General features: G+C 73.9%; 21 protein-coding genes. 17 read left to right on the top strand and 4 right to left on the bottom strand.

Going from position 1 to position 24,016, the window contains the following annotated elements; translation table 11 throughout:
• Window position 1: 1 nt before the first annotated feature.
• Entirely contained in the window at window positions 2–634 is a 633-nt protein-coding gene (locus tag ACSUPT_RS06500) for a TIGR03085 family metal-binding protein (protein WP_351967405.1), read from the bottom strand.
• 83 nt (window positions 635–717) lie between these two features.
• On the opposite strand from ACSUPT_RS06500, the gene hisI reads away from it, so the two are divergent.
• The 11 genes from hisI to lgt all read left to right on the top strand — a co-directional run bounded on the left by hisI (window position 718) and on the right by lgt (window position 10,018).
• Window positions 718–1,068 carry a phosphoribosyl-AMP cyclohydrolase gene (gene hisI, locus ACSUPT_RS06495; RefSeq protein ID WP_351967406.1) on the top strand — a complete coding sequence of 117 codons (351 nt, stop codon included), beginning with the start codon at window positions 718–720 and terminating at the stop codon, window positions 1,066–1,068.
• Window positions 1,069–1,079: 11 nt separating this feature from the next.
• Window positions 1,080–2,567 (top strand): anthranilate synthase component I, encoded by a 1,488-nt coding sequence (locus ACSUPT_RS06490; RefSeq protein WP_351967407.1) that lies wholly within the window; start codon window positions 1,080–1,082, stop codon window positions 2,565–2,567.
• A gap of 15 nt (window positions 2,568–2,582) precedes the next feature.
• Complete coding sequence (locus ACSUPT_RS06485; RefSeq protein WP_436943669.1) at window positions 2,583–3,248, top strand: TIGR02234 family membrane protein; 666 nt, start codon at window positions 2,583–2,585, stop codon at window positions 3,246–3,248.
• A gap of 127 nt (window positions 3,249–3,375) precedes the next feature.
• On the top strand, window positions 3,376–3,627 hold the full coding sequence (locus tag ACSUPT_RS06480) for an HGxxPAAW family protein (protein ID WP_351967409.1): 252 nt from the start codon (window positions 3,376–3,378) through the stop codon (window positions 3,625–3,627).
• A 108-nt stretch (window positions 3,628–3,735) separates the two neighbouring features.
• Entirely contained in the window at window positions 3,736–4,290 is a 555-nt protein-coding gene (locus ACSUPT_RS06475; RefSeq protein WP_399217376.1) for a DUF2752 domain-containing protein, read from the top strand.
• Between the two features lie 116 nt (window positions 4,291–4,406).
• A complete protein-coding gene (gene trpC, locus ACSUPT_RS06470) occupies window positions 4,407–5,216 on the top strand; it encodes an indole-3-glycerol phosphate synthase TrpC (protein ID WP_351967411.1) in 810 nt (269 codons plus the stop codon).
• Window positions 5,217–5,224: 8 nt separating this feature from the next.
• On the top strand, window positions 5,225–5,458 hold the full coding sequence (gene trpM, locus ACSUPT_RS06465; RefSeq protein ID WP_436943668.1) for a tryptophan biosynthesis modulator TrpM: 234 nt from the start codon (window positions 5,225–5,227) through the stop codon (window positions 5,456–5,458).
• 199 nt (window positions 5,459–5,657) lie between these two features.
• A complete protein-coding gene (gene trpB / locus ACSUPT_RS06460; protein WP_351967412.1) occupies window positions 5,658–6,944 on the top strand; it encodes a tryptophan synthase subunit beta in 1,287 nt (428 codons plus the stop codon).
• Window positions 6,941–7,756 carry a tryptophan synthase subunit alpha gene (trpA, locus tag ACSUPT_RS06455; RefSeq protein WP_351967413.1) on the top strand — a complete coding sequence of 272 codons (816 nt, stop codon included), beginning with the start codon at window positions 6,941–6,943 and terminating at the stop codon, window positions 7,754–7,756. Before trpB ends, trpA begins: the two co-directional genes overlap by 4 nt.
• 63 nt (window positions 7,757–7,819) lie before the next feature.
• A complete protein-coding gene (locus tag ACSUPT_RS06450; protein ID WP_436943666.1) occupies window positions 7,820–8,776 on the top strand; it encodes a DsbA family protein in 957 nt (318 codons plus the stop codon).
• A gap of 216 nt (window positions 8,777–8,992) precedes the next feature.
• Window positions 8,993–10,018: a prolipoprotein diacylglyceryl transferase gene (gene lgt / locus ACSUPT_RS06445; RefSeq protein ID WP_436943665.1), complete on the top strand. Its 1,026-nt coding sequence runs from the start codon at window positions 8,993–8,995 to the stop codon at window positions 10,016–10,018.
• A gap of 64 nt (window positions 10,019–10,082) precedes the next feature.
• Here the strand turns inward: lgt and rbsK are convergent, their stop codons facing one another.
• Window positions 10,083–10,985: a ribokinase gene (gene rbsK, locus ACSUPT_RS06440; protein ID WP_436943664.1), complete on the bottom strand. Its 903-nt coding sequence runs from the start codon at window positions 10,983–10,985 to the stop codon at window positions 10,083–10,085.
• A gap of 174 nt (window positions 10,986–11,159) precedes the next feature.
• Here rbsK and ACSUPT_RS06435 point away from each other — a divergent pair, with 174 nt between their 5' ends.
• The 5 genes from ACSUPT_RS06435 (at window position 11,160) to ACSUPT_RS06415 (ending at window position 20,020) form a co-directional block, all read left to right on the top strand.
• On the top strand, window positions 11,160–11,888 hold the full coding sequence (locus ACSUPT_RS06435; RefSeq protein WP_404142343.1) for a VIT1/CCC1 transporter family protein: 729 nt from the start codon (window positions 11,160–11,162) through the stop codon (window positions 11,886–11,888).
• 644 nt (window positions 11,889–12,532) lie between these two features.
• The gene (gene gltB, locus ACSUPT_RS06430; RefSeq protein ID WP_436943662.1) at window positions 12,533–17,095 is read left to right on the top strand and encodes a glutamate synthase large subunit; all 4,563 of its coding nucleotides are present in this window, start codon (window positions 12,533–12,535) and stop codon (window positions 17,093–17,095) included.
• Window positions 17,088–18,548, top strand: a complete 1,461-nt coding sequence (locus ACSUPT_RS06425) for a glutamate synthase subunit beta (RefSeq protein ID WP_351967419.1) — start codon at window positions 17,088–17,090, stop codon at window positions 18,546–18,548. Before gltB ends, ACSUPT_RS06425 begins: the two co-directional genes overlap by 8 nt.
• Before the next feature lie 342 nt (window positions 18,549–18,890).
• Entirely contained in the window at window positions 18,891–19,628 is a 738-nt protein-coding gene (locus ACSUPT_RS06420) for a VWA domain-containing protein (RefSeq protein ID WP_436943660.1), read from the top strand.
• Window positions 19,629–19,645: 17 nt separating this feature from the next.
• A complete protein-coding gene (locus tag ACSUPT_RS06415; protein WP_351967421.1) occupies window positions 19,646–20,020 on the top strand; it encodes a VOC family protein in 375 nt (124 codons plus the stop codon).
• Window positions 20,021–20,213: 193 nt separating this feature from the next.
• Here the strand turns inward: ACSUPT_RS06415 and ACSUPT_RS06410 are convergent, their stop codons facing one another.
• Both ACSUPT_RS06410 and ACSUPT_RS06405 read right to left on the bottom strand, forming a co-directional pair.
• Entirely contained in the window at window positions 20,214–21,728 is a 1,515-nt protein-coding gene (locus tag ACSUPT_RS06410; RefSeq protein ID WP_436943658.1) for an ankyrin repeat domain-containing protein, read from the bottom strand.
• 167 nt (window positions 21,729–21,895) lie between these two features.
• A complete protein-coding gene (locus ACSUPT_RS06405; RefSeq protein ID WP_351967463.1) occupies window positions 21,896–22,780 on the bottom strand; it encodes a hypothetical protein in 885 nt (294 codons plus the stop codon).
• A gap of 337 nt (window positions 22,781–23,117) precedes the next feature.
• Here ACSUPT_RS06405 and ACSUPT_RS06400 point away from each other — a divergent pair, with 337 nt between their 5' ends.
• Window positions 23,118–23,891 carry a S1 family peptidase gene (locus ACSUPT_RS06400; protein WP_351967423.1) on the top strand — a complete coding sequence of 258 codons (774 nt, stop codon included), beginning with the start codon at window positions 23,118–23,120 and terminating at the stop codon, window positions 23,889–23,891.
• The last annotated feature ends 125 nt before the right edge of the window (window positions 23,892–24,016 follow it).

The following is a 24,016-nucleotide window of genomic DNA, read 5'->3' as shown; positions in this document are numbered from 1 at the left end:
CTCAGACTCCCAGGCCCGCCTCCAGCACCCGCGCCACCGCCTCCTTGTCCCCGTCCAGCTCCACCCGCGCGGCCCCCTGCCGCCCGTACAGGAACAGCGTCAGCTCACCGGGCTCACCGGTCACCGTCACCACCGGCGTGCCCCGGCGCGCCACGGCCGTCCGGCCGTCCGGGCGCCGCACCACCAGCCCGACGGGGCAGCGGCGCGCCACCAGCCGGGCCAGCTTCTCCAGCCGCGCCCACAGCGCGTCCGCGAACACCGGGTCCAGCTCGCGCGGCGTCCAGTCGGCCTGCGCCCGCCGCACGTCCTCGGCGTGGACGTAGAACTCCACCGTGTTCGCGCCCTCGTCGACCTGCTTGATCGAGAACGGCGACAGCCGCGGCGGCCCCGACCGGATCAGCTGCACCAGCTCCTCGTACGGCTTCGCGGCGAACTCCGCCTGCACCCGTTCCAGCCGGTCCCGCAGCGGCCCCAGCAGCACACCGGCCGCGGCGTCCGGCCGGCGCTCCCGCACCACCACGTGGGCGGCCAGGTCGCGGGTGGTCCAGCCGTCGCAGAGCGTCGGCGCGTCGGGGCCCGCCGCCTCCAACAGATCGGCCAGGAGCAGTCGTTCACGCTTGGCATGGGTGGACATGCCCGCCAGCGTACGGGGGCCCGCACCGGTCCGCCCAGTGGACACCGCCCGGAGCGCCCCCCGCCACCCGGCACAATGGCGTCATGAGCAGCAATCTGGACCCGGCCATCGCCGCCCGCCTCAAGCGCAGCCCCGACGGGCTGGTCCCCGCCATCGCCCAGCAGTACGACACCGGCGAGGTGCTGATGCTCGGCTGGATGGACGACGAGGCCCTGCACCGCACGCTCACCACCGGCCGCTGCACCTACTGGTCCCGCAGCCGCCGCGAGTACTGGGTCAAGGGCGACACCTCCGGGCACGTCCAGCACGTCAAGTCCGTCGCCCTCGACTGCGACGCCGACACGCTGCTCGTCAAGGTCGACCAGGTCGGCGCCGCCTGCCACACCGGCGCCCGCACCTGCTTCGACGCCGACGTGCTGCCCCTCGCCGAGTAGGGTCGGGCGCCATGGACCTCGACACCTTCCGCAAGCTGGCGGCCGACCGCCGAGTGATCCCCGTGAGCCGCCGCCTCCTCGCGGACGGCGACACCCCGGTCGGCCTCTACCGCAAGCTGGCCGCGCAGCGCCCCGGCACCTTCCTCCTGGAGTCCGCCGAGAACGGCCGCTCCTGGTCGCGGTACTCCTTCGTGGGCGTCCGCAGCTCCGCCACCCTGACCGTACGGGACGGGCAGGCCCACTGGCTGGGCGTGCCGCCCGTCGGCGTCCCCGTCGACGGCGACCCCCTGGAGGCCCTGCGCGCCACCGTCGAGGCCCTGCACACCCCCAGGGACCTCGCCTCCGGCATGCCGCCCTTCACCGGCGGCATGGTGGGCTACCTCGGCTACGACATCGTCCGCCGCCTGGAGCGCATCGGCGACCACGGCACCGACGAGCTGGCCCTGCCCGAGCTGACCATGCTCCTCACCTCCGACCTGGCCGTGCTCGACCACTGGGACGGCACGGTCCTGCTGATCGCCAACGCGATCAACCACAACGACCTCGACACCGGCGTGGACGAGGCCTACGCGGACGCCGTCGCCCGGCTCGACGCGATGCAGGCCGACCTCACCAAGCCCGCCGAGTCCGCCCCCGCCGTCCTGCCGCCGTCGGAACTGCCCGGCTACACCGCCCGCTGGGGCGGCGAGGCGTACCAGGACGCCGTCGAGGACATCAAGGAGCGCATCCGCGCCGGCGAGGCCTTCCAGGTCGTCCCGTCGCAGCGGTTCGAGACGCCCTGCACGGCGAGCGCCCTGGACGTCTACCGGGTCCTGCGCGCCACCAACCCGTCCCCGTACATGTACCTGCTCCGCTTCGACGGGTTCGACGTCGTCGGCTCCAGCCCCGAGGCGCTGGTCAAGGTCGAGGACGGGCACGCCATGGTCCACCCGATCGCCGGGACCCGCCCGCGCGGCGCCACCCCGCAGGAGGACCAGGCCCTCGCCGACGAGCTGCTCGCCGACCCCAAGGAGCGCGCCGAGCACCTCATGCTCGTCGACCTCGGCCGCAACGACCTGGGCCGCGTCTGCGAGCCCGGCTCCGTCGAGGTGGTCGACTTCATGTCCATCGAGCGCTACTCGCACGTCATGCACATCGTGTCCACGGTGACCGGCCGGGTCGCGGAGGGACGCACCGCGTTCGACGTGCTGACCGCCTGCTTCCCCGCCGGGACCCTGTCCGGGGCGCCCAAGCCGCGCGCCATGCAGATCATCGAGGAGCTGGAGCCCAGCCGCCGCGGCCTGTACGGCGGCGCCGTCGGCTACCTGGACTTCGCCGGCGACTCGGACACCGCCATCGCCATCCGCACCGCCCTGCTGCGCGACGGCACGGCGTACGTCCAGGCGGGCGCGGGCGTCGTCGCCGACTCCGACCCGGCCGCCGAGGACATGGAGTGCCGCAACAAGGCCGCCGCGGTCCTCCGCGCCGTCCACACCGCCAACCGGATGAACCGCGTCTGAGGCGCATGGGGGATAGTGGGGTACGTGAGTGCCGCATCCGTACCCCAGCCCCGTGCCACCGGCCGCGGCGAGGCGGTGACCGCCGGAAGCGGCCGCCGCAGCCTCGCCGCCGCCCTCCTCCTCGGCGCCCTCGGCTCCGCCGTCGTCCTCCTCGCCTCCGGCCGCACCTGGACCGAGGGCCGCGTCACCGGCGTCGGCGGCACGGTCGCGTTGGAGGCCGCGGGCGGTGACGTCACCGGCGCGCCCACCGGCCTGGCCGTCGTCGGGCTCGCCGCCCTCGTCGCCGTCCTCGCCACCCGCGGCACGGGCCGCCGCGTCGTCGCCCTGCTGCTCGCCCTGAGCGGAGCCGGAGCGGCCGCCGCCGCGCTGATCGGCGCCCACGACAGCGCCGCCCTCGACGCGCGGGCCGCGCTCACCACGGGCGACACCGCCGCGCGCGCCTCCGCCCTCACCCAGACGGCCTGGCCCTATGTGACGGCCGCCGCCGCCCTGCTGATCCTCGCCGCCGGACTCCTCGCCCTGCGGTACGGCAGCGCCTGGCCCGCCATGTCCGGCCGGTACGAACGCGACGGCGCCCCCCGCGCGCCCCGCTCCCGCGCCGCCCGCGCCAGCGACCCCGACCGGCCCGAGGAGCTGTGGAAGGCCCTGGACCGGGGCGAGGACCCCACGGACGCCACCTGACCGGGGCCTTCCGACGCGAGCGGCCCACCCCCGGATCACCGCGCACCCGCGCGTGCGGGACAATGAGCGTGAGCGTCCGCACTCGGCGGGGCCTCACCACAGAGCGACATTCAACGAGGAGCAACTCATGGCGGGCAGCGCCCACGGACACACCCCGGCCGCCTGGACCGGTGTCACCATCTCCTTCATCGGCTTCTGCATCGCCGGTGTCTTCATGGTGGCGGCCAACCCGCTCGGCTTCTGGGCCGGAATGGCCGTCGTCGTCCTCGGCGGTGTCGTCGGTGCCGCGATGAAGGCCGCGGGGCTCGGCCAGCCGAAGGAGTCCCGCGAGCAGCTCGAGGCGCGCTCCGCCGCGGGCCGCGCGCAGGCCGCCTCCTGACACCCGTACGGCCCTGACCCCCGCTCGGAGACGAGAAGCGGTCAGACACGAGGCGCGGTCCGGCCCTGCCGGGCTGCGCCTTTCCGTATGAGCGGCGACAATCGGCGGGTGGACGCCACGACCCCGCCCCCCGCGCACCCGGAGCCGCGCCTCGCCGGCCCCCTCCCGCCCGCGCCCGCCGAAGGCCCCGCCCGCCCGGCGCCTCCCGCCGACGCCGCACACCCCGCGCACGCCCCGTACGCCCTCTACGCGCCCCCGCCGCCGCGCCCTTTGCACCGGCGGCTCCTGGCGCCGCTGGCCACCCTGACGGGGGCCGCCGCGGCCTTCGCGTACGTCGGCGCCGTCGACCCGAACGAGCCCGGCCACTACCCGGTCTGCCCGCTGCTGCGCTACACGGGCCTGTACTGCCCCGGCTGCGGCGGGCTGCGCAGCGCCCACGCCTTCGTCCACGGCGACCTGCCGGCCGCCCTCGGCGCCAACGCCATGGCGGTGGCGGGCTTCGCCGCCTTCGCCGTGTTCCTGGCCTACTGGCTCGTCAGCGCGGTGCGCGGGCTGCCCGTACGGCTCAATCCGCGGCCCCTGACGCTCTGGCTCGCCGGAGGGGTCTGGGCCGTCTTCTCCGTGGTGCGCAACCTGCCCTTCGGCTCCGCGCTCGCCCCCTGAAAAGCCCAGGTCACAGCCGAGGCGTCAACCGGATGCGGACGATGTCCCCACCTCCGGATACCATCGAGGGTGTCTGGCTTGATCAAACATCACCCTCCCGAAAGGGGGCCTCTCGCGTGAGTGTGCTCGACGAGATCATCGACGGCGTGCGCGCCGACCTCGCAGAGCGACAGGCGCGGGTCTCCCTCGACGAGCTCAAGGAGCGGGCCGCCAAGGCCCCCCAGGCCCGCGACGGCGCCGCCGCCCTGCGTGGCGAGGGCGTCAAGGTGATCTGCGAAGTCAAGCGTTCCAGCCCGTCCAAGGGCGCCCTGGCCGCCATCGCCGACCCCGCCGGACTCGCCGCGGACTACGAGGCGGGCGGCGCGGCCGTGATCTCCGTCCTCACCGAGCAGCGGCGCTTCGGCGGCTCCCTCGCCGACCTGGAGGCCGTCCGCGCGCGCGTCGACGTGCCGGTCCTGCGCAAGGACTTCATCGTCACCGCGTACCAGCTGTGGGAGGCCCGCGCGTACGGCGCGGACGTCGCCCTGCTGATCGTCGCCGCCCTGGACCAGCCCGCGCTGGTCTCGCTGATCGAGCGGGCCGAGTCCATCGGGCTCACCCCGCTCGTCGAGGTCCACGACGAGGAGGAGGTCGCCCGGGCCGTCGACGCCGGCGCCCGGGTCATCGGCGTCAACGCCCGCGACCTGAAGACCCTCAAGGTGGACCGCTCCACGTTCGAGCGCGTCGCACCGGAGATCCCGTCCCACATCGTGAAGGTCGCCGAGTCCGGTATCCGCGGCCCGCACGACCTGATCGCCTACGCCAACGCCGGCGCCGACGCCGTCCTGGTCGGCGAGTCGCTGGTGACCGGCCGCGACCCGAAGGCCGCCGTGGCCGACCTGGTCGCCGCCGGCGCCCACCCGGCGCTGCGGCACGGGCGGGACTGAGCGCCGCCGTGCCCACGCCCGCCACCCCCGTCACCCCGGTCGCGGCCAGGCCGCGAGCGGCCGCGGCCACGCCCCCGGAGGCGTACGCCCGGCTCGCCCGCGGCTGCCGCCCCCGGGGCTGCCGCGCGCCCGCGCGGCGGGTGCACGGCCGGCGGGTGCGGTATGTGATCGGCTCGGAGCCCGGCCAGGTCAACGGCATGCGATGGCGCCCCTCACGGGGCGCGGGGAACACGACCGCCTGACGCGTTCGCGCCGGGCCGCCGCCGACGACGGCGTTGACCGCCGTCGGCCACCGTCCGACGGCCTCGATCCGCCGTAGGCGACCGCCCGGCGGCCTCGAGCGCCGCCGGCCACCGTCCGACGGCCTTGAGCGCCGACGGCCGGCCGTTCCCGCCCCCACGGCGTCTGTGTCCATCCACACTCACCGTGAGGTCATTCCGCATGTCCAGCGAGTTCTTCGTACCCGACCCCGAAGGCAGCGTCCCGAACGCCGAGGGCTACTTCGGCGCGTTCGGCGGCAAGTTCATCCCGGAGGCGCTCGTCGCCGCCGTGGACGAGGTCGCCGTCGAGTACGACAAGGCCAAGTCCGACCCCGAGTTCGCCCGAGAGCTCGACGACCTGCTCGTCCACTACACCGGCCGCCCCAGCCCCCTGACCGAGGTGCCCCGGTTCGCCGAGCACGCCGGCGGAGCCCGGATCTTCCTCAAGCGCGAGGACCTGAACCACACCGGCTCCCACAAGATCAACAACGTGCTGGGGCAGGCCCTCCTCACCCGGCGCATGGGCAAGACCCGCGTCATCGCGGAGACCGGCGCCGGCCAGCACGGCGTCGCCACCGCCACCGCCTGCGCCCTGTTCGGCCTCGACTGCACCATCTACATGGGCGAGATCGACACGCGGCGCCAGGCACTCAACGTGGCCCGCATGCGGATGCTCGGCGCCGAGGTCATCGCCGTGAAGTCCGGCAGCCGCACCCTGAAGGACGCCATCAACGAGGCGTTCCGCGACTGGGTCGCCAACGTCGACCACACCCACTACCTCTTCGGCACGGTCGCCGGCCCCCACCCGTTCCCCGCGATGGTCCGCGACTTCCACCGGGTCATCGGCGTCGAGGCCCGCCGCCAGATCCTGGAGCGCGCCGGGCGGCTGCCCGACGCGGCCGTGGCCTGCGTCGGCGGCGGCTCCAACGCCATCGGCCTGTTCCACGCGTTCATCCCCGACGGGGACGTCCGCCTCGTCGGCTGCGAACCGGCCGGCCACGGCGTGGAGACCGGCGAGCACGCCGCCACCCTGACCGCCGGCGAGCCCGGCATCCTGCACGGCTCGCGCTCGTACGTCCTCCAGGACGACGAGGGCCAGATCACCGAGCCGTACTCGATCTCCGCCGGCCTGGACTACCCCGGCATCGGCCCCGAGCACGCCTACCTCAAGGACAGCGGCCGCGGCGAGTACCGCGCCGTCACCGACGACGCCGCCATGCAGGCCCTGCGCCTGCTCTCCCGCACCGAGGGCGTCATCCCGGCCATCGAGTCCGCGCACGCCCTCGCCGGAGCCCTGGAGGTGGGCCGCGAGCTCGGCCCGGACGGGCTGATCGTCGTCAGCCTCTCCGGCCGGGGAGACAAGGACATGGACACCGCCGCCCGCTACTTCGGGCTGTACGACACGGACGCCGAGGTCGCCGCCGACGAGGCCGGCACCACCGCCGAGATCGAGGGGGACGCCAAGTGAGCGGCAACATCCGACTGCTGGAGGAGACCCTCGCCGCCGCGAAGGCCGAGGACCGGGCCGCGCTCATCGCGTACCTCCCGGCCGGCTTCCCCACCGTGGACGGCGGCATCGAGGCGGTCAAGGCCGTGCTCGACGGCGGCGCCGACGTCGTCGAGGTGGGCCTGCCGCACAGCGACCCGGTCCTGGACGGCCCCGTCATCCAGACCGCCGACGACATCGCCCTGCGCGGCGGCGTGCGGATCGCCGACGTGATGCGCACGGTCCGCGAGGCGTACGAGGCCACCGGCAAGCCGGTCCTCGTCATGACGTACTGGAACCCGATCGACCGGTACGGCGTCGAGCGGTTCACCGCCGAGCTGGCCGAGGCGGGCGGCGCCGGGTGCATCCTGCCCGACCTGCCCGTCCAGGAGTCCGCCCTGTGGAGGGAGCACGCCGGGAAGCACGGCCTCGCCACCGTCTTCGTCGTCGCGCCCAGCAGCAAGGACGAGCGGCTCGCCACCATCACCGCCGCCGGCTCCGGCTTCGTCTACGCCGCGTCCCTCATGGGCGTCACCGGGACCCGCGAGTCCGTCGGCGAGCAGGCCGCAGACCTGGTGCGCCGTACCCGCGCCACCACGGAGCTGCCGGTCTGCGTCGGCCTCGGCGTGTCCAACGCCGCGCAGGCCGCCGAGGTCGCCTCCTTCGCGGACGGCGTCATCGTCGGCTCCGCCTTCGTCAAGCGCCTCCTCGACGCCGGCGACCAGGCGGCCGGAATCGCCGCCGTACGGGAACTGGCGGGCGAACTGGCGCGGGGTGTGAAGCGCGGCTCGTAACCCGTACGGGTGGATGTGGAACCGGGGAGGCGCGGACGTGCCTCCCCGGTTCGTTGCTTGGGCGTGAACGAGAAGAACAGGGCAGCAAAGCGGAGCGCGCGCGAGCGGCTCCAGATCGAACGCGAGCGCGAGCGGGCCCGCGAGAAGCGCCGCCGCCTGGTGCTGGTGACGGCCGCCGTCGCGGGCGTGCTGGGCCTCGCCGCCGTCGTCGGCGTCATCGCGGCGAACACCGGCGGCAAGGGCGACACCTCCGGCAAGGGCCCGGTGACCGCGCCGACCGGCGCCACCGGCGAGGACCAGCTGATCATCCCCGTCGGCGCGTCGGACGCCCCCGCCACGCTCACCGTGTGGGAGGACTTCCGCTGCCCCGCCTGCGCCATGTTCGAGAACAACTTCCGCGACACGATCCACGAGCTGGAGGCCGCGGGGCAGCTGCGGACGGAGTACCGGCTCGCCACGATCATCGACGGCAACATGGGCGGCAGCGGCTCGCTCAACGCGGCGAACGCCGCGGCGTGCGCGCAGGACGCCGGGAAGTTCAGCGCCTACCACGACGTGCTGTTCGCCAACCAGCCGCAGGAGGCCGACGACGCCTTCGCCCAGGACGCCAAGCTGTTCGAGCTGGCGGCGAAGGTGCCGGGCCTCGACACACCGGCCTTCCGCACCTGCGTCGCCGAGGGCACGCACGACGGCTGGGTCAACGCGTCGAACGAGGCGTTCGGCGAGGGCGGCTTCCGGGGCACGCCCACGGTGCTGCTGAACGGCGAGTCGATCTTCCCGACGAAGGGGAACGAGCAGATCTCCCCGGCGAATCTGAAGAAGTGGGTCGCGGAGGCGAACAAGGGCAAGAAGCCCGGCACGGCGTTCCCGACCACGGGAGCCTCCCCGTCGGCGCCGGCGTCGCCGTCGGCTTCCGCGTCGGCGCCCGGGCAGGGGGCGGAGTCGTCCTCGGGCGGTGGCGACGCGGCGGAGTCGGACACCGGCTCGGGCCCGGGCTTCGGCGCGGACCCGGCGTACTGAGGCGCCGCCCCCGCCGCCGGGGGAGCGCGGCGGGGGCGCCGGGCAGCCGGGCGGAGCCGGGGGCCCCGCGCGGCGGGTCTTCGCGGGGTGCCGGGCAGTCCGCGGTGGGCGGGTCTTGACCGGGCTGCCGGGCGGGTGGAACCGGTCCGGCGTTATGCAGTCTTTGCCGGGCGGGTGACCCGGTCACGGGCCGGGCACGGTAGCGTCGGTGGTGCCATGGACCTTGCCTACATTCCCAGCCCGTCGACCGGTGTGATCAACCTCGGACCGGTACCGCTGCGCGGCTATGCCTTCTGCATCATCATCGGTGTCTTCGTCGCCGTCTGGTACGGCAACAGGCGCTGGATCGCCCGGGGCGGCACCGCCGGCACCGTGGCCGACATCGCCGTCTGGGCGGTTCCGTTCGGACTGGTCGGCGGCCGGCTGTACCACGTCATCACGGACTACCAGCTCTACTTCAGCGAGGGCCGGAACTGGGTGGACGCGTTCAAGATCTGGGAGGGCGGCCTCGGAATCTGGGGCGCCATCGCGCTCGGCGCGGTCGGCGCCTGGATCGGCTGCCGCCGCCGGGGCATCCCGCTCCCCGCGTACGCCGACGCCATCGCCCCGGGCATCGCCTTCGCCCAGGCCATCGGCCGCTGGGGCAACTGGTTCAACCAGGAGCTGTACGGCCGGCCCACCGATCTGCCGTGGGCGCTGGAGATCAGCGAGGGCGTGAACCGCGAGGGCGGGCTCTACCACCCGACCTTCCTGTACGAGTCGCTGTGGTGCGTCGGCGTCGCCCTGCTGGTGATCTGGGCCGACCGCCGGTTCACGCTGGGCCACGGCCGGGCCTTCGCCCTGTACGTCGCCGCCTACTGCGCGGGGCGCGGCTGGATCGAGTACATGCGCGTGGACGACGCCCACCACATCCTGGGCCTGCGCCTGAACGTGTGGACGGCGATCATCGTGTTCCTGCTGGCCGTGACGTACATCGTGCTGTCGGCGCGCAAGCGGCCCGGCCGCGAGGCCGTCGTGGAGCCCGCGGCGGCGAAGGCGGCGGCGGAGAAGGCCGCCGGGGGCACCGAGGAGGCGGCCGAGACCGGCGCCGCCGAGTCCGGCGCCTCGAAGGCGGACCTCACCAAGCCCGACGCGGACAAGACCGGCGACAAGACCGGCGCGGAGAAGCCCGGCGACCAGCCCGAGGCGGACGAGGCCGCCGATACGGCGGACGCCGGGGCCAAGGCGCCGCAGAAGTCGTAACCGCGTCCGACCGCGAGGAGCGGCCGCCGGGACCAGCGAGGGTCCGGGCGGCCGCTCCGCCGTTTCAGAGGGCGTCGATCTCGGCGCGGTGCGGCATCGAGGACGACGCCCCGGCCCGCCCCACCGACAGCGACGCCGCCGCCGACGCCCACGCCAGCGCGTCCGGCACGGGCCTGCCCTCCCCGAGCGCCACGGCGAGCGCCCCGGTGAACGTGTCCCCGGCCGCCGTCGTGTCCACCGCCCGCACCCGCCGCGCCGGCACGGTCACCGGGTCGGCACCCCGCGCCACGTACAGGCAGCCGGCCGCGCCGAGCGTCACGACCACCACCGGCACGTCCCGCAGCAGCTCCTCGGCGGCCGCGCGCGGGTCGGCGACCCCGGCCAGGGTGGCCGCCTCGTGCTCGTTGGGCACCAGCAGGTCGACCAGCGCGAGCAGCTCGCGCGGCAGCGGCTGGGCGGGAGCGGGCGTCAGCACCGTACGGACGCCATGGCGCCGGGCGGCCTGCGCGCCGGCCCGTACGGCGTCGAGCGGCAGCTCCAACTGGAGCAGCAGCGCGTCCGACGCGGCGATGCGCGCCTCGTCATGCGGGGTGATCCCGGTGACCGAGGCGTTGGCGCCGGGCACCACGACGATGGCGTTGGCCCCTTCGTCGTCGACCACGATGTGGGCGGTGCCGGACGGGCCGTCGGCCGTGCGCAGCAGGCTCGTATCGACGCCGGACTCGTCGAGGGCGTCCCGCAGGCGGGTGCCGAAGTCGTCGGAGCCGACCGCGCCGATCATCGACACCCGGGCGCCCGCGCGGGCCGCCGCGACGGCCTGGTTGGCGCCCTTGCCGCCGGGAACGGTGCGGAACTCGCGTCCCGTGACGGTCTCGCCGAGCCGGGGCGCCCGGGGCACATAGGCGACGAGGTCCATGTTCGTGCTGCCCAGCACGGTGATGCGGGCCGGTGTCCGAGTGCGCGTCATGCCGGAAATTCTCCACCCGGCCGGGGCCCGCCGTCCCCGGTACGCGCCCTGCGGGCAGGTGTGGTGACCCTTACTAAGTAAAGCCTGCCTTGCTGGCGCGCCCCTTACATCGAGCGTAGTTTCGAAGGTGATCGGAACGGCGCGGGGTCGCCCGCGTGGAGCAAGGGGAGAGCTGTGTCCATCATCGAGACCGAGGCCGCACTGCACGTCGCCCACCGCGACAACCACACGCACCGCGATGTGAACGGCGGCTGGCTGCGCCCCGCGGTGTTCGGCGCGATGGACGGACTGGTCTCCAACCTGGCGCTGATGACCGGTGTGGCGGGCGGCGCGGTGTCGCAGCAGACCATCGTGATCACCGGCCTGGCGGGCCTCGCGGCCGGAGCGTTCTCCATGGCGGCCGGCGAGTACACGTCCGTCGCCTCGCAGCGGGAGCTCGTCCAGGCGGAGCTGGACGTCGAGCGGCGGGAGCTGCGCAAGCACCCGGTGGACGAGATGGAGGAGCTGGCCGCCCTGTACGTGGCGCGCGGGGTGGAGCCGCGGCTCGCCCGCGAGGTGGCCATGCAGCTGTCCCGCGACCCGGAGCAGGCGCTGGAGATCCACGCCCGCGAGGAGCTGGGCATCGACCCGGACGACCTGCCGTCGCCGCTGGTCGCGGCCGCCTCGTCGTTCGGCTCGTTCGCGCTGGGCGCCCTGCTGCCGGTCCTGCCGTACCTGCTGGGCGCGACCGCGCTGTGGCCGGCTGTGCTGCTGGCGCTGGCCGGACTGTTCGCGTGCGGCGCGCTCGTGGCGCGGGTGACGGCGCGCAGCTGGTGGTACAGCGGCGTGCGGCAGCTCGCGCTCGGCGGCGCGGCGGCGGCCGTGACGTACGCGCTGGGCAGCGCCTTCGGGGCGGTGCTCTGAGGCGAGTGCGGTCGGGCCGCGCCCGACACGCGGGGCCCGCGCGGTCCGCGGGGCGGTACGGGATGCCGGGGGCGTACGGGGCGGTTCGGGACGCGGTGCGTGCAGGTGCGGCGAGCTGCGGGGGCGCGGGGGGTCCGGGACCACAGCGCCGGAGCGGCGCGGGGGAGTGGCGGGAGTCGGGCGCTTCCGGGACCGGGTGCTTCCCCGGGCAGGGGTGCGGGGGCGCCCGGCGGAGTGCGGGGCGGCGGGCGGCGGGTTACCGTCGGATTGCCGGGATGTTGTGACGTACGTCCCGGTAGCCCAAACGGCCGACGGGTGGGACACTATGCAAGCCACCACATAGGTAGCCGATACCCGGCGGTTTCGACTCCCCCATCCCTGGGCATCAGTCGGGAGCGCCGCGGGCAATGAAGCCCGCCTCCCCAGACAGAACCGCAGGACCGCAGGACACCATCCGTGTCCCCTCCGCTCTGTCCCCCCAAACCCCGCACCACAGCGGCCTCACGCCCCCGTGGTGTCCGCATGCTGGAATGTGCTTTCCGGTTTCCGAGAAGCATTCCATCATGTAACCTGCACGAAATTTCGCGAGGGCCAACGTCGTCCCTCGGCACACGCAACATGCCACGACGACGACGGGAGAGCCGATGCGTTCCGACGCCTGGTCGCCCATGGACAGTCGCCCCGCTCCGCAGGGGATGTACGACCCCCGCAACGAACACGACGCGTGCGGCGTCGGGTTGGTGGCCACCCTCACCGGTGTCCCCACGCACGAGCTGGTCGAGCAGGCGCTGACCGTACTGCGCAACCTGGAGCACCGCGGCGCGACCGGCTCCGAACCCGACTCCGGTGACGGCGCGGGCATCCTCCTCCAGGTCCCCGACGCGTTCCTGCGCGAGGTCGCCGGATTCCCCCTCCCCGAAGCCGGTTCGTACGCCGTCGGCACGGCCTTCCTCCCCGAGGACACCGCGGACGAAGCCGTCTCACGCATCGAGACGCTCGCCGCCGATGAGGGCCTCACCGTCCTCGGCTGGCGCGAGGTCCCCGTCACCCCCGGGCTCCTCGGCGCCACCGCCCGCGCCACCATGCCGGCCTTCCGCCAGCTGTTCGTCTCCGACGGCGGCGCCAGCAGCGGCATCGACCTGGACCGCAAGGCGTTCGGCCTGCGCAAGCGCGCCGAACTGGAGCTGGGCGTCTACTTCGCCTCCCTCTCCGCCCGCACCCTCGTCTACAAGGGCATGCTCACCACCGGGCAGCTGGAGCCGTTCTTCCCGGACCTGTCCGACCGCCGCATCGCCAGCGCGCTCGCCCTGGTCCACTCCCGGTTCTCCACCAACACCTTCCCGAGCTGGCCGCTCGCCCACCCGTACCGCTTCGTCGCCCACAACGGCGAGATCAACACGGTCAAGGGCAACCGCAACTGGATGCGCGCCCGCGAGTCCCAGCTCGTCTCCGACCTGTTCGGCGAGAAGGAGCTGGAGCGGATCTTCCCGATCTGCACCCCCGACGCCTCCGACTCGGCGTCCTTCGACGAGGTCCTCGAACTCCTCCACCTCGGCGGGCGCTCCCTGCCCCACGCGGTGCTGATGATGGTCCCCGAGGCGTGGGAGAACCACGACTCCATGGACCCCGCCCGGCGCGCCTTCTACCAGTACCACTCCACGATGATGGAGCCCTGGGACGGCCCCGCCTGCGTCACCTTCACCGACGGCACCCAGATCGGCGCCGTCCTCGACCGCAACGGCCTGCGCCCCGGCCGCTACTGGGTCACCGACGACGGCCTCGTCGTCCTCTCCTCCGAGGTCGGCGTCCTCGACATCGAGCCCGGCAAGGTCGTCCGCAAGGGCCGCCTCCAGCCCGGCCGGATGTTCCTCGTCGACACGGCCGAGCACCGCATCATCGAGGACGACGAGATCAAGGCGAAGCTCGCCGCCGAACACCCCTACCAGGAGTGGCTGGAGAGCGGGATCATCGAGCTCGGCGACCTGCCCGAGCGCGAGCACATCGTCCACACCCACGCCTCCGTCACCCGCCGCCAGCAGACCTTCGGCTACACCGAGGAAGAGCTGCGCGTCATCCTCGCGCCCATGGCCCGCACCGGCGCCGAACCGATCGGCTCCATGGGCACCGACTCGCCCATCGCCGCGCTCTCCGAGCGGCCGCGCCTGCTGTTCGACTACTTCACGCAGCTGTTCGCGCAGGTCACCAACCCGCCGCTGGACGCCATCCGCGAGGAGCTCGTCACCTCGCTGATCTCCTCGCTCGGCCCGCAGGGCAACCTGCTGGAGCCGACCGCCGCGTCCTGCCGCAGCGTCACCCTGCCCTTCCCGGTCATCGACAACGACGAGCTGGCCAAGCTCATCCACATCAACGCCGACGGCGACATGCCCGGCATGACCGCCGTCACCCTCTCCGGCCTCTACCGCGTCTCCGGCGGCGGCGAAGCGCTCGCCGCCCGCATCGCGGAGATCTGCGCCGAGGCCGACGCCGCCATCGAGGACGGCGCCCGCCTGATCGTCCTGTCCGACCGGCACTCCGACGCCGAGCACGCGCCGATCCCGTCGCTGCTGCTCACCTCGGCCGTCCACCACCACCTCATCCGCACCAAGCAGCGCACGCAGGTCGGCCTGCTGGTCGAGGCCGGCGACGTCCGCGAGGTCCACCACGTCGCGCTGCTCATCGGCTACGGCGCCGCCGCCGTCAACCCGTACCTCGCCATGGAATCCGTCGAGGACCTCGTCCGCGCCGGCACGTTCATCGAGGGCATCGAGCCCGAGCAGGCCATCCGCAACCTCATCCACGCCCTCGGCAAGGGCGTGCTGAAGGTCATGTCGAAGATGGGCATCTCCACCGTCGCCTCCTACCGCGGCGCCCAGGTCTTCGAAGCCGTCGGCCTGGACCAGGACTTCGTCGACACCTACTTCAACGGCACCTCCAGCAAGATCGGCGGCGCCGGACTCGACGTCATCGCCAAGGAGGTCGCCGCCCGGCACGCCAAGGCGTACCCGGCCAGCGGCATCGCCCCGGCCCACCGCACCCTGGAGATCGGCGGCGAGTACCAGTGGCGCCGCGAGGGCGAGCCGCACCTGTTCGACCCGGAGACGGTCTTCCGCCTCCAGCACGCCACGCGCGCCAAGCGGTACGACATCTTCAAGAAGTACACCGAGCGGGTCAACGAGCAGTCCGAGCGGCTGATGACGCTGCGCGGCCTGTTCGGCTTCACCTCCGACCGGCCCTCGATCCCGATCGAGGAGGTCGAGCCGGTCAGCGAGATCGTCAAGCGGTTCTCCACCGGCGCCATGTCGTACGGCTCCATCTCCCAGGAGGCGCACGAGACCCTCGCCATCGCCATGAACCAGCTGGGCGCCAAGTCCAACACCGGCGAGGGCGGCGAGGACCCCGAGCGCCTGTACGACCCCGCCCGCCGCTCGGCCATCAAGCAGGTCGCCTCCGGACGGTTCGGCGTCACCAGCGAGTACCTGGTCAACGCCGACGACATCCAGATCAAGATGGCCCAGGGCGCCAAGCCCGGCGAGGGCGGCCAGCTGCCCGGCCACAAGGTGTACCCGTGGGTCGCCAAGACCCGGCACTCCACGCCCGGCGTCGGCCTCATCTCCCCGCCGCCGCACCACGACATCTACTCCATCGAGGACCTGGCCCAGCTGATCCACGACCTCAAGAACGCCAACCCGGCCGCCCGCATCCACGTGAAGCTGGTCTCCGAGGTCGGCGTCGGCACGGTCGCGGCCGGCGTGTCCAAGGCCCACGCGGACGTCGTCCTCATCTCCGGCCACGACGGCGGCACCGGCGCCTCCCCGCTCACCTCGCTGAAGCACGCGGGCGGCCCCTGGGAGCTCGGCCTCGCCGAGACCCAGCAGACCCTGCTGCTCAACGGGCTGCGCGACCGGATCGTCGTCCAGACCGACGGCCAGCTCAAGACCGGCCGCGACGTCGTCATCGCCGCGCTGCTCGGCGCCGAGGAGTTCGGCTTCGCCACCGCCCCGCTCGTCGTCTCCGGCTGCGTCATGATGCGCGTCTGCCACCTGGACACCTGCCCGGTCGGCATCGCCACGCAGAACCCGGTGCTGCGGGAACGGTTCTCCGGCAAGCCCGAGTTCGTCGTGAACTTCTTCGAGTTCATCGCCGAGGAGGTCCGCGAGCTCCTCGCCGAGCTCGGCTTCCGCACCCTCGCCGAGGCCGTCGGCCACGCCGAACTCCTCGACACCACCCGCGCCGTGGACCACTGGAAGGCCCAGGGCCTCGACCTGGCCCCCCTCTTCCACGTCCCCGACCTGCCCGAGGGCGCCGTCCGCCACCAGGTCACCACCCAGGACCACGGCCTGGAGAAGGCCCTCGACAACCAGCTCATCGAACTGGCCGCCGACGCGCTCGGCGCCGCCACCGCCGAGGAAGCCCGGCCCGTCCGCGCCCAGCTGCCCATCCGCAACATCAACCGCACGGTCGGCACCATGCTCGGCCACGAGGTCACCAAGCGGTTCGGCGGCAAGGGCCTGCCCGACGACACCATCGACATCACCTTCACCGGCTCCGCCGGCCAGTCGTTCGGCGCGTTCCTGCCGCGCGGCGTGACCCTCCGCCTGGAGGGCGACGCCAACGACTACGTCGGCAAGGGCCTGTCCGGCGGCCGGATCGTCGTCCGCCCCGACCGGGCCGCCGACCACCTGGCCGAGTACTCCACCATCGCCGGCAACACCATCGCGTACGGCGCGACCGGCGGCGAGATCTTCCTGCGCGGCCGCACCGGCGAACGCTTCTGCGTCCGCAACTCCGGCGCCCTGGTGGTCTCCGAAGGCGTCGGCGACCACGGCTGCGAGTACATGACCGGCGGCCACGCCGTCGTCCTCGGCGAGACCGGGCGGAACTTCGCGGCCGGCATGTCCGGCGGCATCGCCTACGTCGTCGACCTCGACCCGGACAACGTCAACTCCGGGAACCTGCCGGCCGTCGAACCCCTCGACGACACCGACAAGGCATGGCTGCACGACGTGGTGCGCCGCCACCACGAGGAGACCGGCTCCACCGTCGCCGAGAAGCTCCTCGCCGACTGGTCCGTCGCCGCGGACCGCTTCAGCAAGATCATCCCGACCACGTACAAGGCAGTGCTCGCCGCCAAGGACGCCGCCGAGCGGGCCGGTCTCTCCGAGACCGAGACCACCGAGAAGATGATGGAGGCGGCGACCAATGGCTGACCCCAAGGGCTTCCTGACCACCGGGCGCGAAGGCGCCCAGAGCCGCCCGGTGAGCGAGCGCGTCAAGGACTGGAACGAGGTCTACGTCCCCGGCTCCCTGCTGCCGATCATCAGCAAGCAGGCGTCCCGCTGCATGGACTGCGGCATCCCGTTCTGCCACAACGGCTGCCCCCTCGGAAACCTCATCCCCGAGTGGAACGACTTCGCCTACCGCGAGGACTGGGGCGCCGCCTACGAGCGGCTGCACGCCACCAACAACTTCCCGGAGTTCACCGGGCGGCTGTGCCCCGCCCCCTGCGAGGCGGCGTGCGTGCTCGGCATCAACCAGCCGGCCGTCACCATCAAGAACGTCGAGGTCTCGATCATCGACAAGGCGTGGGAGTCCGGCAACGTCACCCCGCAGCCGCCCGAGCGCCTCTCCGGCAAGACCGTCGCCGTCATCGGCTCGGGCCCGGCCGGGCTCGCCGCCGCCCAGCAGCTCACCCGCGCCGGCCACACGGTCGCCGTCTACGAGCGCGCCGACCGCGTCGGCGGCCTGCTCCGCTACGGCATCCCCGAGTTCAAGATGGAGAAGCGGCACATCAACCGCCGCATCGAGCAGATGCGCGCCGAAGGCACCCGCTTCCGCACCGGCGTCGAGATCGGCCGCGACCTGAAGGCCACCGACCTGCGCAAGCGGTACGACGCCGTCGTCATCGCCGCCGGCGCCACCACCGCCCGCGACCTGCCCGTCCCCGGCCGCGAGCTCAAGGGCATCCACCAGGCGATGGAGTACCTGCCCCTCGCCAACAAGGTGCAGGAGGGCGACTTCGTCACCCCGCCCATCACCGCCGAGGGCAAGCACGTCGTCGTCATCGGCGGCGGCGACACCGGCGCCGACTGCGTGGGCACCGCCCACCGCCAGGGCGCCCTGTCCGTCACCCAGCTGGAGATCATGCCCCGGCCGGGCGAGGAGCGCGCCCCGCACCAGCCGTGGCCGACCTTCCCCATGCTGTACAAGGTCACCTCGGCCCACGAGGAGGGCGGCGAGCGGATCTACTCCGTCTCCACCACCCACTTCGAGGGCGACGAGGACGGCAACGTTCAGTGGCTCCACCTGGTGGAGGTAGAGTTCGTGGACGGCAAGCTCACGCAGAAGCCCGGCACCGAGCGGAGGATCCCCGCCCAGCTGGTCACCCTCGCGATGGGCTTCACCGGCACCGACGTCAAGAACGGCCTGGTCGAGCAGTTCGGCCTGGAGCTCGACGAGCGCGGCAACATCGCCCGCGACGCCGAGTTCCAGACCAACGTGCCGGGCGTCTTCGTCGCCGGTGACGCCGGCCGGGGCCAGTCGCTCATCGTCTGGGCCATCGCCGAGGGCCGCTCCGCCGCCCGCGGAGTGGACCGGTACCTGACCGGAGCCAGCGACCTGCCGGCCCCGATCCGGCCGACGGACCGCGCCCTGACGGTCTGACCGGCCACCCGCCGACGGTCTGACCGCCGGCGCGCGACGATCCCATCGTCGCGCGCGACGGCCCGGCCACGGCCACGGCGTACGACGGCTCCGGCCGCCGGCGCCCCACAGCGTCCCGTACAACGGCGTGCGGAACACAGCAGCGCCTGCCACGTCCCCGACCGGACCCGGCAGGCGCTGCGCCCTATCCCGGCGGCGCCCGGCGCCCAGCGCCCCGTACTCCCCCACGCCCCCCGCGCGGCACCTCCCCGTGGCGTACCGTCGTGCGCAGACAGCACCACGTCACACGCGGTGCCGCACCGCACGGCGCACCGGGCGCGGACGGCATCCGGGGGGAGCACCATGGCCATCGACCTCCGCAAGATCGAGCAGACCGCGCCCGCGCTGGTCGACCTCTACAAACGCGCCGGCGTCTCCCTGCGCAAGCACGGACTGGAGGGGCAGCGCGCCGCGGTCTACCTGGTCGTCGACCACTCCGGCTCGATGCGCCCCTACTACCGGGACGGCAGCGTCCAGGCACTCGCCGACCGGGTCCTCGGCCTCGCCGCGCACCTGGACGACGACGGGCGCGTCCCGGTCGTCTTCTTCTCCACCGACGTGGACGCCGTCACCGAGATCGGACTCGCCGACCACCAGGGCCGGATCGAACGCGTCACCGCGACCCTCGGCCACATGGGGAAGACCAACTACCACACGGCCATGGACGCCGTCATCGACCACTACCTCGACAGCGGCGCGACCGCCCCGGCGCTCGTCGTGTTCCAGACCGACGGCGGCCCGAACAACAGGCCGCTGACGGAGAAGTACGTCTGCAAGGCGGCCCGGCTGCCGATGTTCTGGCAGTTCGTGGGCTTCGGCGACCCCGGCAGCAGCCAGTTCGACTTCCTGCGCCGCCTGGACGAACTGCCCGTACCGCAGCGCAGGCCCGTCGACAACGCCGGATTCTTCCACGCCGGGAAGGACCCGCTCCGCGTCCCCGACGACGTCCTCTACGACCGGCTGGTGGGGGAGTTCCCGGCCTGGCTCGCGGCCGCGCGCGCCCTCGGGAACGCCGCAATGCCGGTGCCGACCGGCGCGTGAAGTGGCAGGGTGGGGCCATGAGTTCACTGGTGAGGCACATGACCGTCGACTGCGCCGACGCATACCGGCTGGCGTCCTTCTGGTCGGCCGTCCTGGAGGCGCCCCTCGCGGACGACGACCACCCCGGCGACCCGGAGGCGCTGGTCCAGGCGCCGGGCGTCGGCCTGCTCTTCGTGACCGTCCCCGAGAAGAAGACCGTCAAGAACCGGCTGCACCTGGACCTCCAGCCGCAGGACCGCACCCGCGACGAGGAGGTCGAGCGCATCCTCGCCCTCGGCGCCACCCTCGTCTCGGACCAGCGCCGCCCGGACGGCACGGGATGGGCGGTCCTGGCGGACATCGAAGGCAACGAGTTCTGCGTGGAACGCAGCGCCGCCGAACGCCACCCCTGACCCCCGCCCTCCCCATGGCGGCACGGCCCGACCACGCCGCGCCCCAGGCCAGGCACCGCGCCTGCCCGTGCCCCGCGCACGGCGGTAGGGCCCACGCCACCCACGGCGGCAGGGCCCCGCGCGGCCGCACGGGCTGCCGCCGTGTCCCGCGGCGCCCGCCGCGCCGGAGCCGGCCGGTCCGGACCCCGGCCCGTCAGGCGCGGCGGCGGGGCAGCGCGGACTCCAGACGACGGCGGAGCGACCCGTCGCGTACGTGCTCCAGCGCACCCAGCGCCACCGCGTACGCCCGCCCGTCCGGATCCGCCGACACCAGCAGCGCCTCCAGCGCCGGCACCGCCCGTACGTCCCGCCGCACCGCCAGCCCCCGCGCCGCCTCCGCCGCCACCAGCGGATCCGGCGACCGGTCCTCCAGCCGCGCGGCCAGCGCACCCCGCACGGTGGGGGAGTCGTCCTGCCCCACCGCCAGCGCGTGCACCGCCGCCGCCCGCACCCCCGCGTCCCCGTCACGCGCCAGCGCCACCAGCGCCGCCACCCCCTCCCGATGCCCCTCGGGCACCAGCCCCGTCACGGCCACGGCCACCCCGCGCCGCACCCGCGCGTCCGGGTGCACCGCGTGCCGCAGCACGTCCGGCAGCACCGACGCGTCCCCCTGCGCCCCCAGCGCCCGCACCACCGCCAGCACCACATCCGCCTCCCGCACCTCACGCGCCAACTCCCGCAGCACCGGCACCGCCCGCGCCGCGAACACCCCCGCCCGCCCGCTCCCCGACGCCGTCAACCGCGCCAGCACCTCCGCGCCGAACGCCTGCCGCAACGGCTCACCACCCCCGCACCACGCGGCCGCCGCCACGAACGTCTCCTCGTCCCCGCGCCGCCCCAACGCCTCCGCCGCCTCCACCCAGTCGTCCAGCGACGGATCACCGCACCGCAGCGCCCGCCCCGCCACCTCGTCGAACGGCGGCCGCTCACCCGACGCCACCTCCAGCAGCGTCGCGATGGCCGCATGCCCCGTCTGCTGCTCACGCCCCGCCACCGGCACCCCGCCCCGCAACACCTCCACCACCAGCGTCACCCCGCCCTCCTCCGGAATGCGCCGCACCACCGTCTCCACCCCCACCCCGTACGACTCCTCCAGCGCCTCCCGCAAAAAGCCCTCCACGTCCCGCCCCAGCCACGCCCGCGCCTCGGCCAACGCCTCCTCACACCCCGGCGCCCCCCGCTCCAGCAGCGCCCGCACCACCGGCACCGACCCGCGCCGCGCCGCCGCCACCAGCGGCACCGCCCCGTCCGGGCCCGGCGCGCCCGCGTCGGCGCCGTACTCCAGCAACACCCGCACCGTGTCCGCGTACCCCTGCCGCACCGCCCACGCCAGTGCCGTGAACCCGAACTCCTCCCGCTCGTCCGGCCACGCGCCCGCCGCCAGCAGCGCCCGCACCACCTCCGTGCGGCCGTGGCACGCCGCACCGCACAACGGCAGCTCACCACCGCCCTCGCCGCTGCCGCGCCCCGGATCGGCACCCGCCGCCAGCAGCAGCCGCACGATCCCGGCACGTCCGGCGACCGCGGCCGTGTACAGGGCGGTACCGCCGTCCTCGTCGGTCGCCTCCGCGGGCGCGCCCGACCGGAGCAGCCGCACCACGGCGTCCTCGTCCCCTCCGTGGACGGCCTCGAACAGATCTTCGTGAACAGGGGCGGGCACCATCGTCATACCCCGACCCTCACCCGTACGCCGCCCGCCCGCAAGCAAGCACACCCCCGAACAGACCCCTCACCCCCCGGCCACCACCCCCGCGACGTGCCGCGTCACGTGTCCTCTCACGTGCCGCGTCACGTGTCGCCTCACGTGCCGTGTCACGTGTCGCCTCACGTGCCGCGTCACGTGTCGCACTCCAGCACCGTCCGGCACAGCCCGCACCGCGCCCGCACCCGCCCCCGCACCGGGACCCGCACCCGCTGCCGGCACGTCGGACACGGGAACGACACCCGCAACCCGCCCCCACCGGCGCCCCCGCCCTCGAACGCGTACCCCGCCCCCGCCGGCGCCGCCGCCGACGGGTCACCCTCCGCGTACCGCCGCCGCTCCTTCGCGTACCGGTGCCGCCCCGCCCAGCCCGCCGCCACCAGCGGGGGCCGCCGCTCGTCGCGCTCCGCCTCCTGCAGGCCCCGCTCGTACGCCCGGTACGCCTGCGGGCTGGTGAACCACGGCGACGGGTCCTCGCCGAACACCCGCGCCCGCTTGGCCAGCACGTACCCGAACTCCTCCGGTGTGAGGTAGCCGAGCTTCTGGCTGGACACGGCGTCCTCCCGGTAGGCGTCGAGCAGCAGCCACCCGGCGCCCAGATACGTCGTCGCGGTGTCCGTGAGGATCTCGTTGTCCCGCGTGCCGGGGAAGGCGAGCCCCAGGCGGTGCAGCAGCACATGGGTGATCTCGTGCGCGAGGGCGGCGCCGATGTCCCGGCGGTGCGTACGGAACCGGTCGTTCAGCTCGATGAAGTACTCCGGCCCGGCCGCCAGTTCCACGCTCGCCGCGTGCTCCATGGACCGGAAGCTCACGATCATCCGCGCCTCCGGCAGCCGCAGCTGCCGCACGAGGGCCGTGGCCACCCGGTGGGCGCCCAGGTGCAGATCGTCCGTGTCGGCGAAGGCCACGTCGGCGGGGGCGACACTGCCGGCGTACGCGTACAGGCCCTCGGGGGAGACCCGCCGGTAGAGCGCCGTGATCGCCGCCCGGACCGTGCCCAGGTGCGGGAAGCCGTGCACGACGTCCCCACCCGGCCGCCCCGCCCCGCCATCAGGCCCCGCCGTACCGCCGGCCGGCCGCCCCGCGCCGCGGCCCGTCCCGCCGCCCGGCCGCCGCACGCCGCCGCCCGGCCCGTCCGTCCCGCCCGCGCTGCCGTCCGTCACGTCCCGTACCCCCAAGTACGACGCCGAGCCCCCTTCCACAGTACGGCCGCCCCGGCGGGCGTGGCCGAAAAGACAGGCTTGTGAGCCGCGTGCGGACCTCCGGATAATCCCCTCCAAGCTTTGACGGGCACATGTCACCCAGGCGTGGACCCACCCACCCTCAAAGCCTCAACCCCCCACGGAAGGCAGGCAGTTGAAGAAGACACTGGTACGTGCCCTCAAGAGATTCGCCGCAGCCGGCGCCGTCGTGCTCGCCGCCGTCAGCCTCCAGCCCACCTCCGCCTCCGCCGCCCCCGCGCCCGTCGTCGGCGGTACCCGCGCGGCCCAGGGGGAATTCCCCTGGATGGTCCGGCTCTCCATGGGCTGCGGCGGCTCCCTGCTCACCCAGCAGATCGTCCTCACCGCCGCCCACTGCGTCAGCGGCTCCGGCAACAACACCAGCATCACCGCCACCGCCGGCGTCGTCGACCTCCAGAGCACCTCCGCGATCAAGGTCCGCTCCACCAAGGTCCTCCAGGCCCCCGGCTACAACGGCTCCGGCAAGGACTGGGCCCTGATCAAGCTCGCCCAGCCGATCAACCTCCCCACCCTCAACATCGCCACCACCACCGCCTACAACAGCGGCACCTTCACCATCGCCGGCTGGGGCGCCAACCGCGAGGGCGGCAGCCAGCAGCGCTACCTCCTCAAGGCCCAGGTCCCGTTCGTCTCCGACGCCACCTGCAAGCAGTCGTACAGCGAACTCATCCCCTCCGAGGAGCTCTGCGCCGGCTACACCAGCGGCGGCGTCGACACCTGCCAGGGCGACTCCGGCGGCCCCATGTTCCGCCGCGACGCCAACGGCGCCTGGATCCAGGTCGGCATCGTGAGCTGGGGCTACGGCTGCGCCCGCCCCAACTACCCGGGCGTCTACACCGAGGTCTCCACCTTCGCCTCCGCCATCAAGTCGGCGGCCGCGACCCTCTGAGCCCCGACGCGTACGCGGCCGCCCCGCGGCACCCCTGACGCGCACGCCCCCAGCCACCACCCGAGGCAGGCCCCCACCCGGCGGGCCTGCCTCCGCACATCCCCACCCCACCCGCACCCACGAGA

This window comes from Streptomyces sp. SudanB25_2051 (genome assembly GCF_964272635.1).
In the GTDB taxonomy this organism is placed as follows: domain Bacteria; phylum Actinomycetota; class Actinomycetes; order Streptomycetales; family Streptomycetaceae; genus Streptomyces.
This window is presented reverse-complemented; position numbering and strand designations above follow the sequence as displayed.

Coding starts and splice junctions, on each gene's coding strand:
- rbsK (WP_436943664.1), bottom strand. CDS start 10,985: ATGACGCGCACTCGGACACCGGCCCGCATCACCGTGCTGGGCAGCACG.
- ACSUPT_RS06490 (WP_351967407.1), top strand. CDS start 1,080: ATGGACCTCGACACCTTCCGCAAGCTGGCGGCCGACCGCCGAGTGATC.
- ACSUPT_RS06420 (WP_436943660.1), top strand. CDS start 18,891: ATGGCCATCGACCTCCGCAAGATCGAGCAGACCGCGCCCGCGCTGGTC.
- gltB (WP_436943662.1), top strand. CDS start 12,533: ATGCGTTCCGACGCCTGGTCGCCCATGGACAGTCGCCCCGCTCCGCAG.
- ACSUPT_RS06425 (WP_351967419.1), top strand. CDS start 17,088: ATGGCTGACCCCAAGGGCTTCCTGACCACCGGGCGCGAAGGCGCCCAG.
- ACSUPT_RS06410 (WP_436943658.1), bottom strand. CDS start 21,728: ATGACGATGGTGCCCGCCCCTGTTCACGAAGATCTGTTCGAGGCCGTC.
- ACSUPT_RS06415 (WP_351967421.1), top strand. CDS start 19,646: ATGAGTTCACTGGTGAGGCACATGACCGTCGACTGCGCCGACGCATAC.
- hisI (WP_351967406.1), top strand. CDS start 718: ATGAGCAGCAATCTGGACCCGGCCATCGCCGCCCGCCTCAAGCGCAGC.
- trpB (WP_351967412.1), top strand. CDS start 5,658: ATGTCCAGCGAGTTCTTCGTACCCGACCCCGAAGGCAGCGTCCCGAAC.
- ACSUPT_RS06480 (WP_351967409.1), top strand. CDS start 3,376: ATGGCGGGCAGCGCCCACGGACACACCCCGGCCGCCTGGACCGGTGTC.
- lgt (WP_436943665.1), top strand. CDS start 8,993: ATGGACCTTGCCTACATTCCCAGCCCGTCGACCGGTGTGATCAACCTC.
- ACSUPT_RS06500 (WP_351967405.1), bottom strand. CDS start 634: ATGTCCACCCATGCCAAGCGTGAACGACTGCTCCTGGCCGATCTGTTG.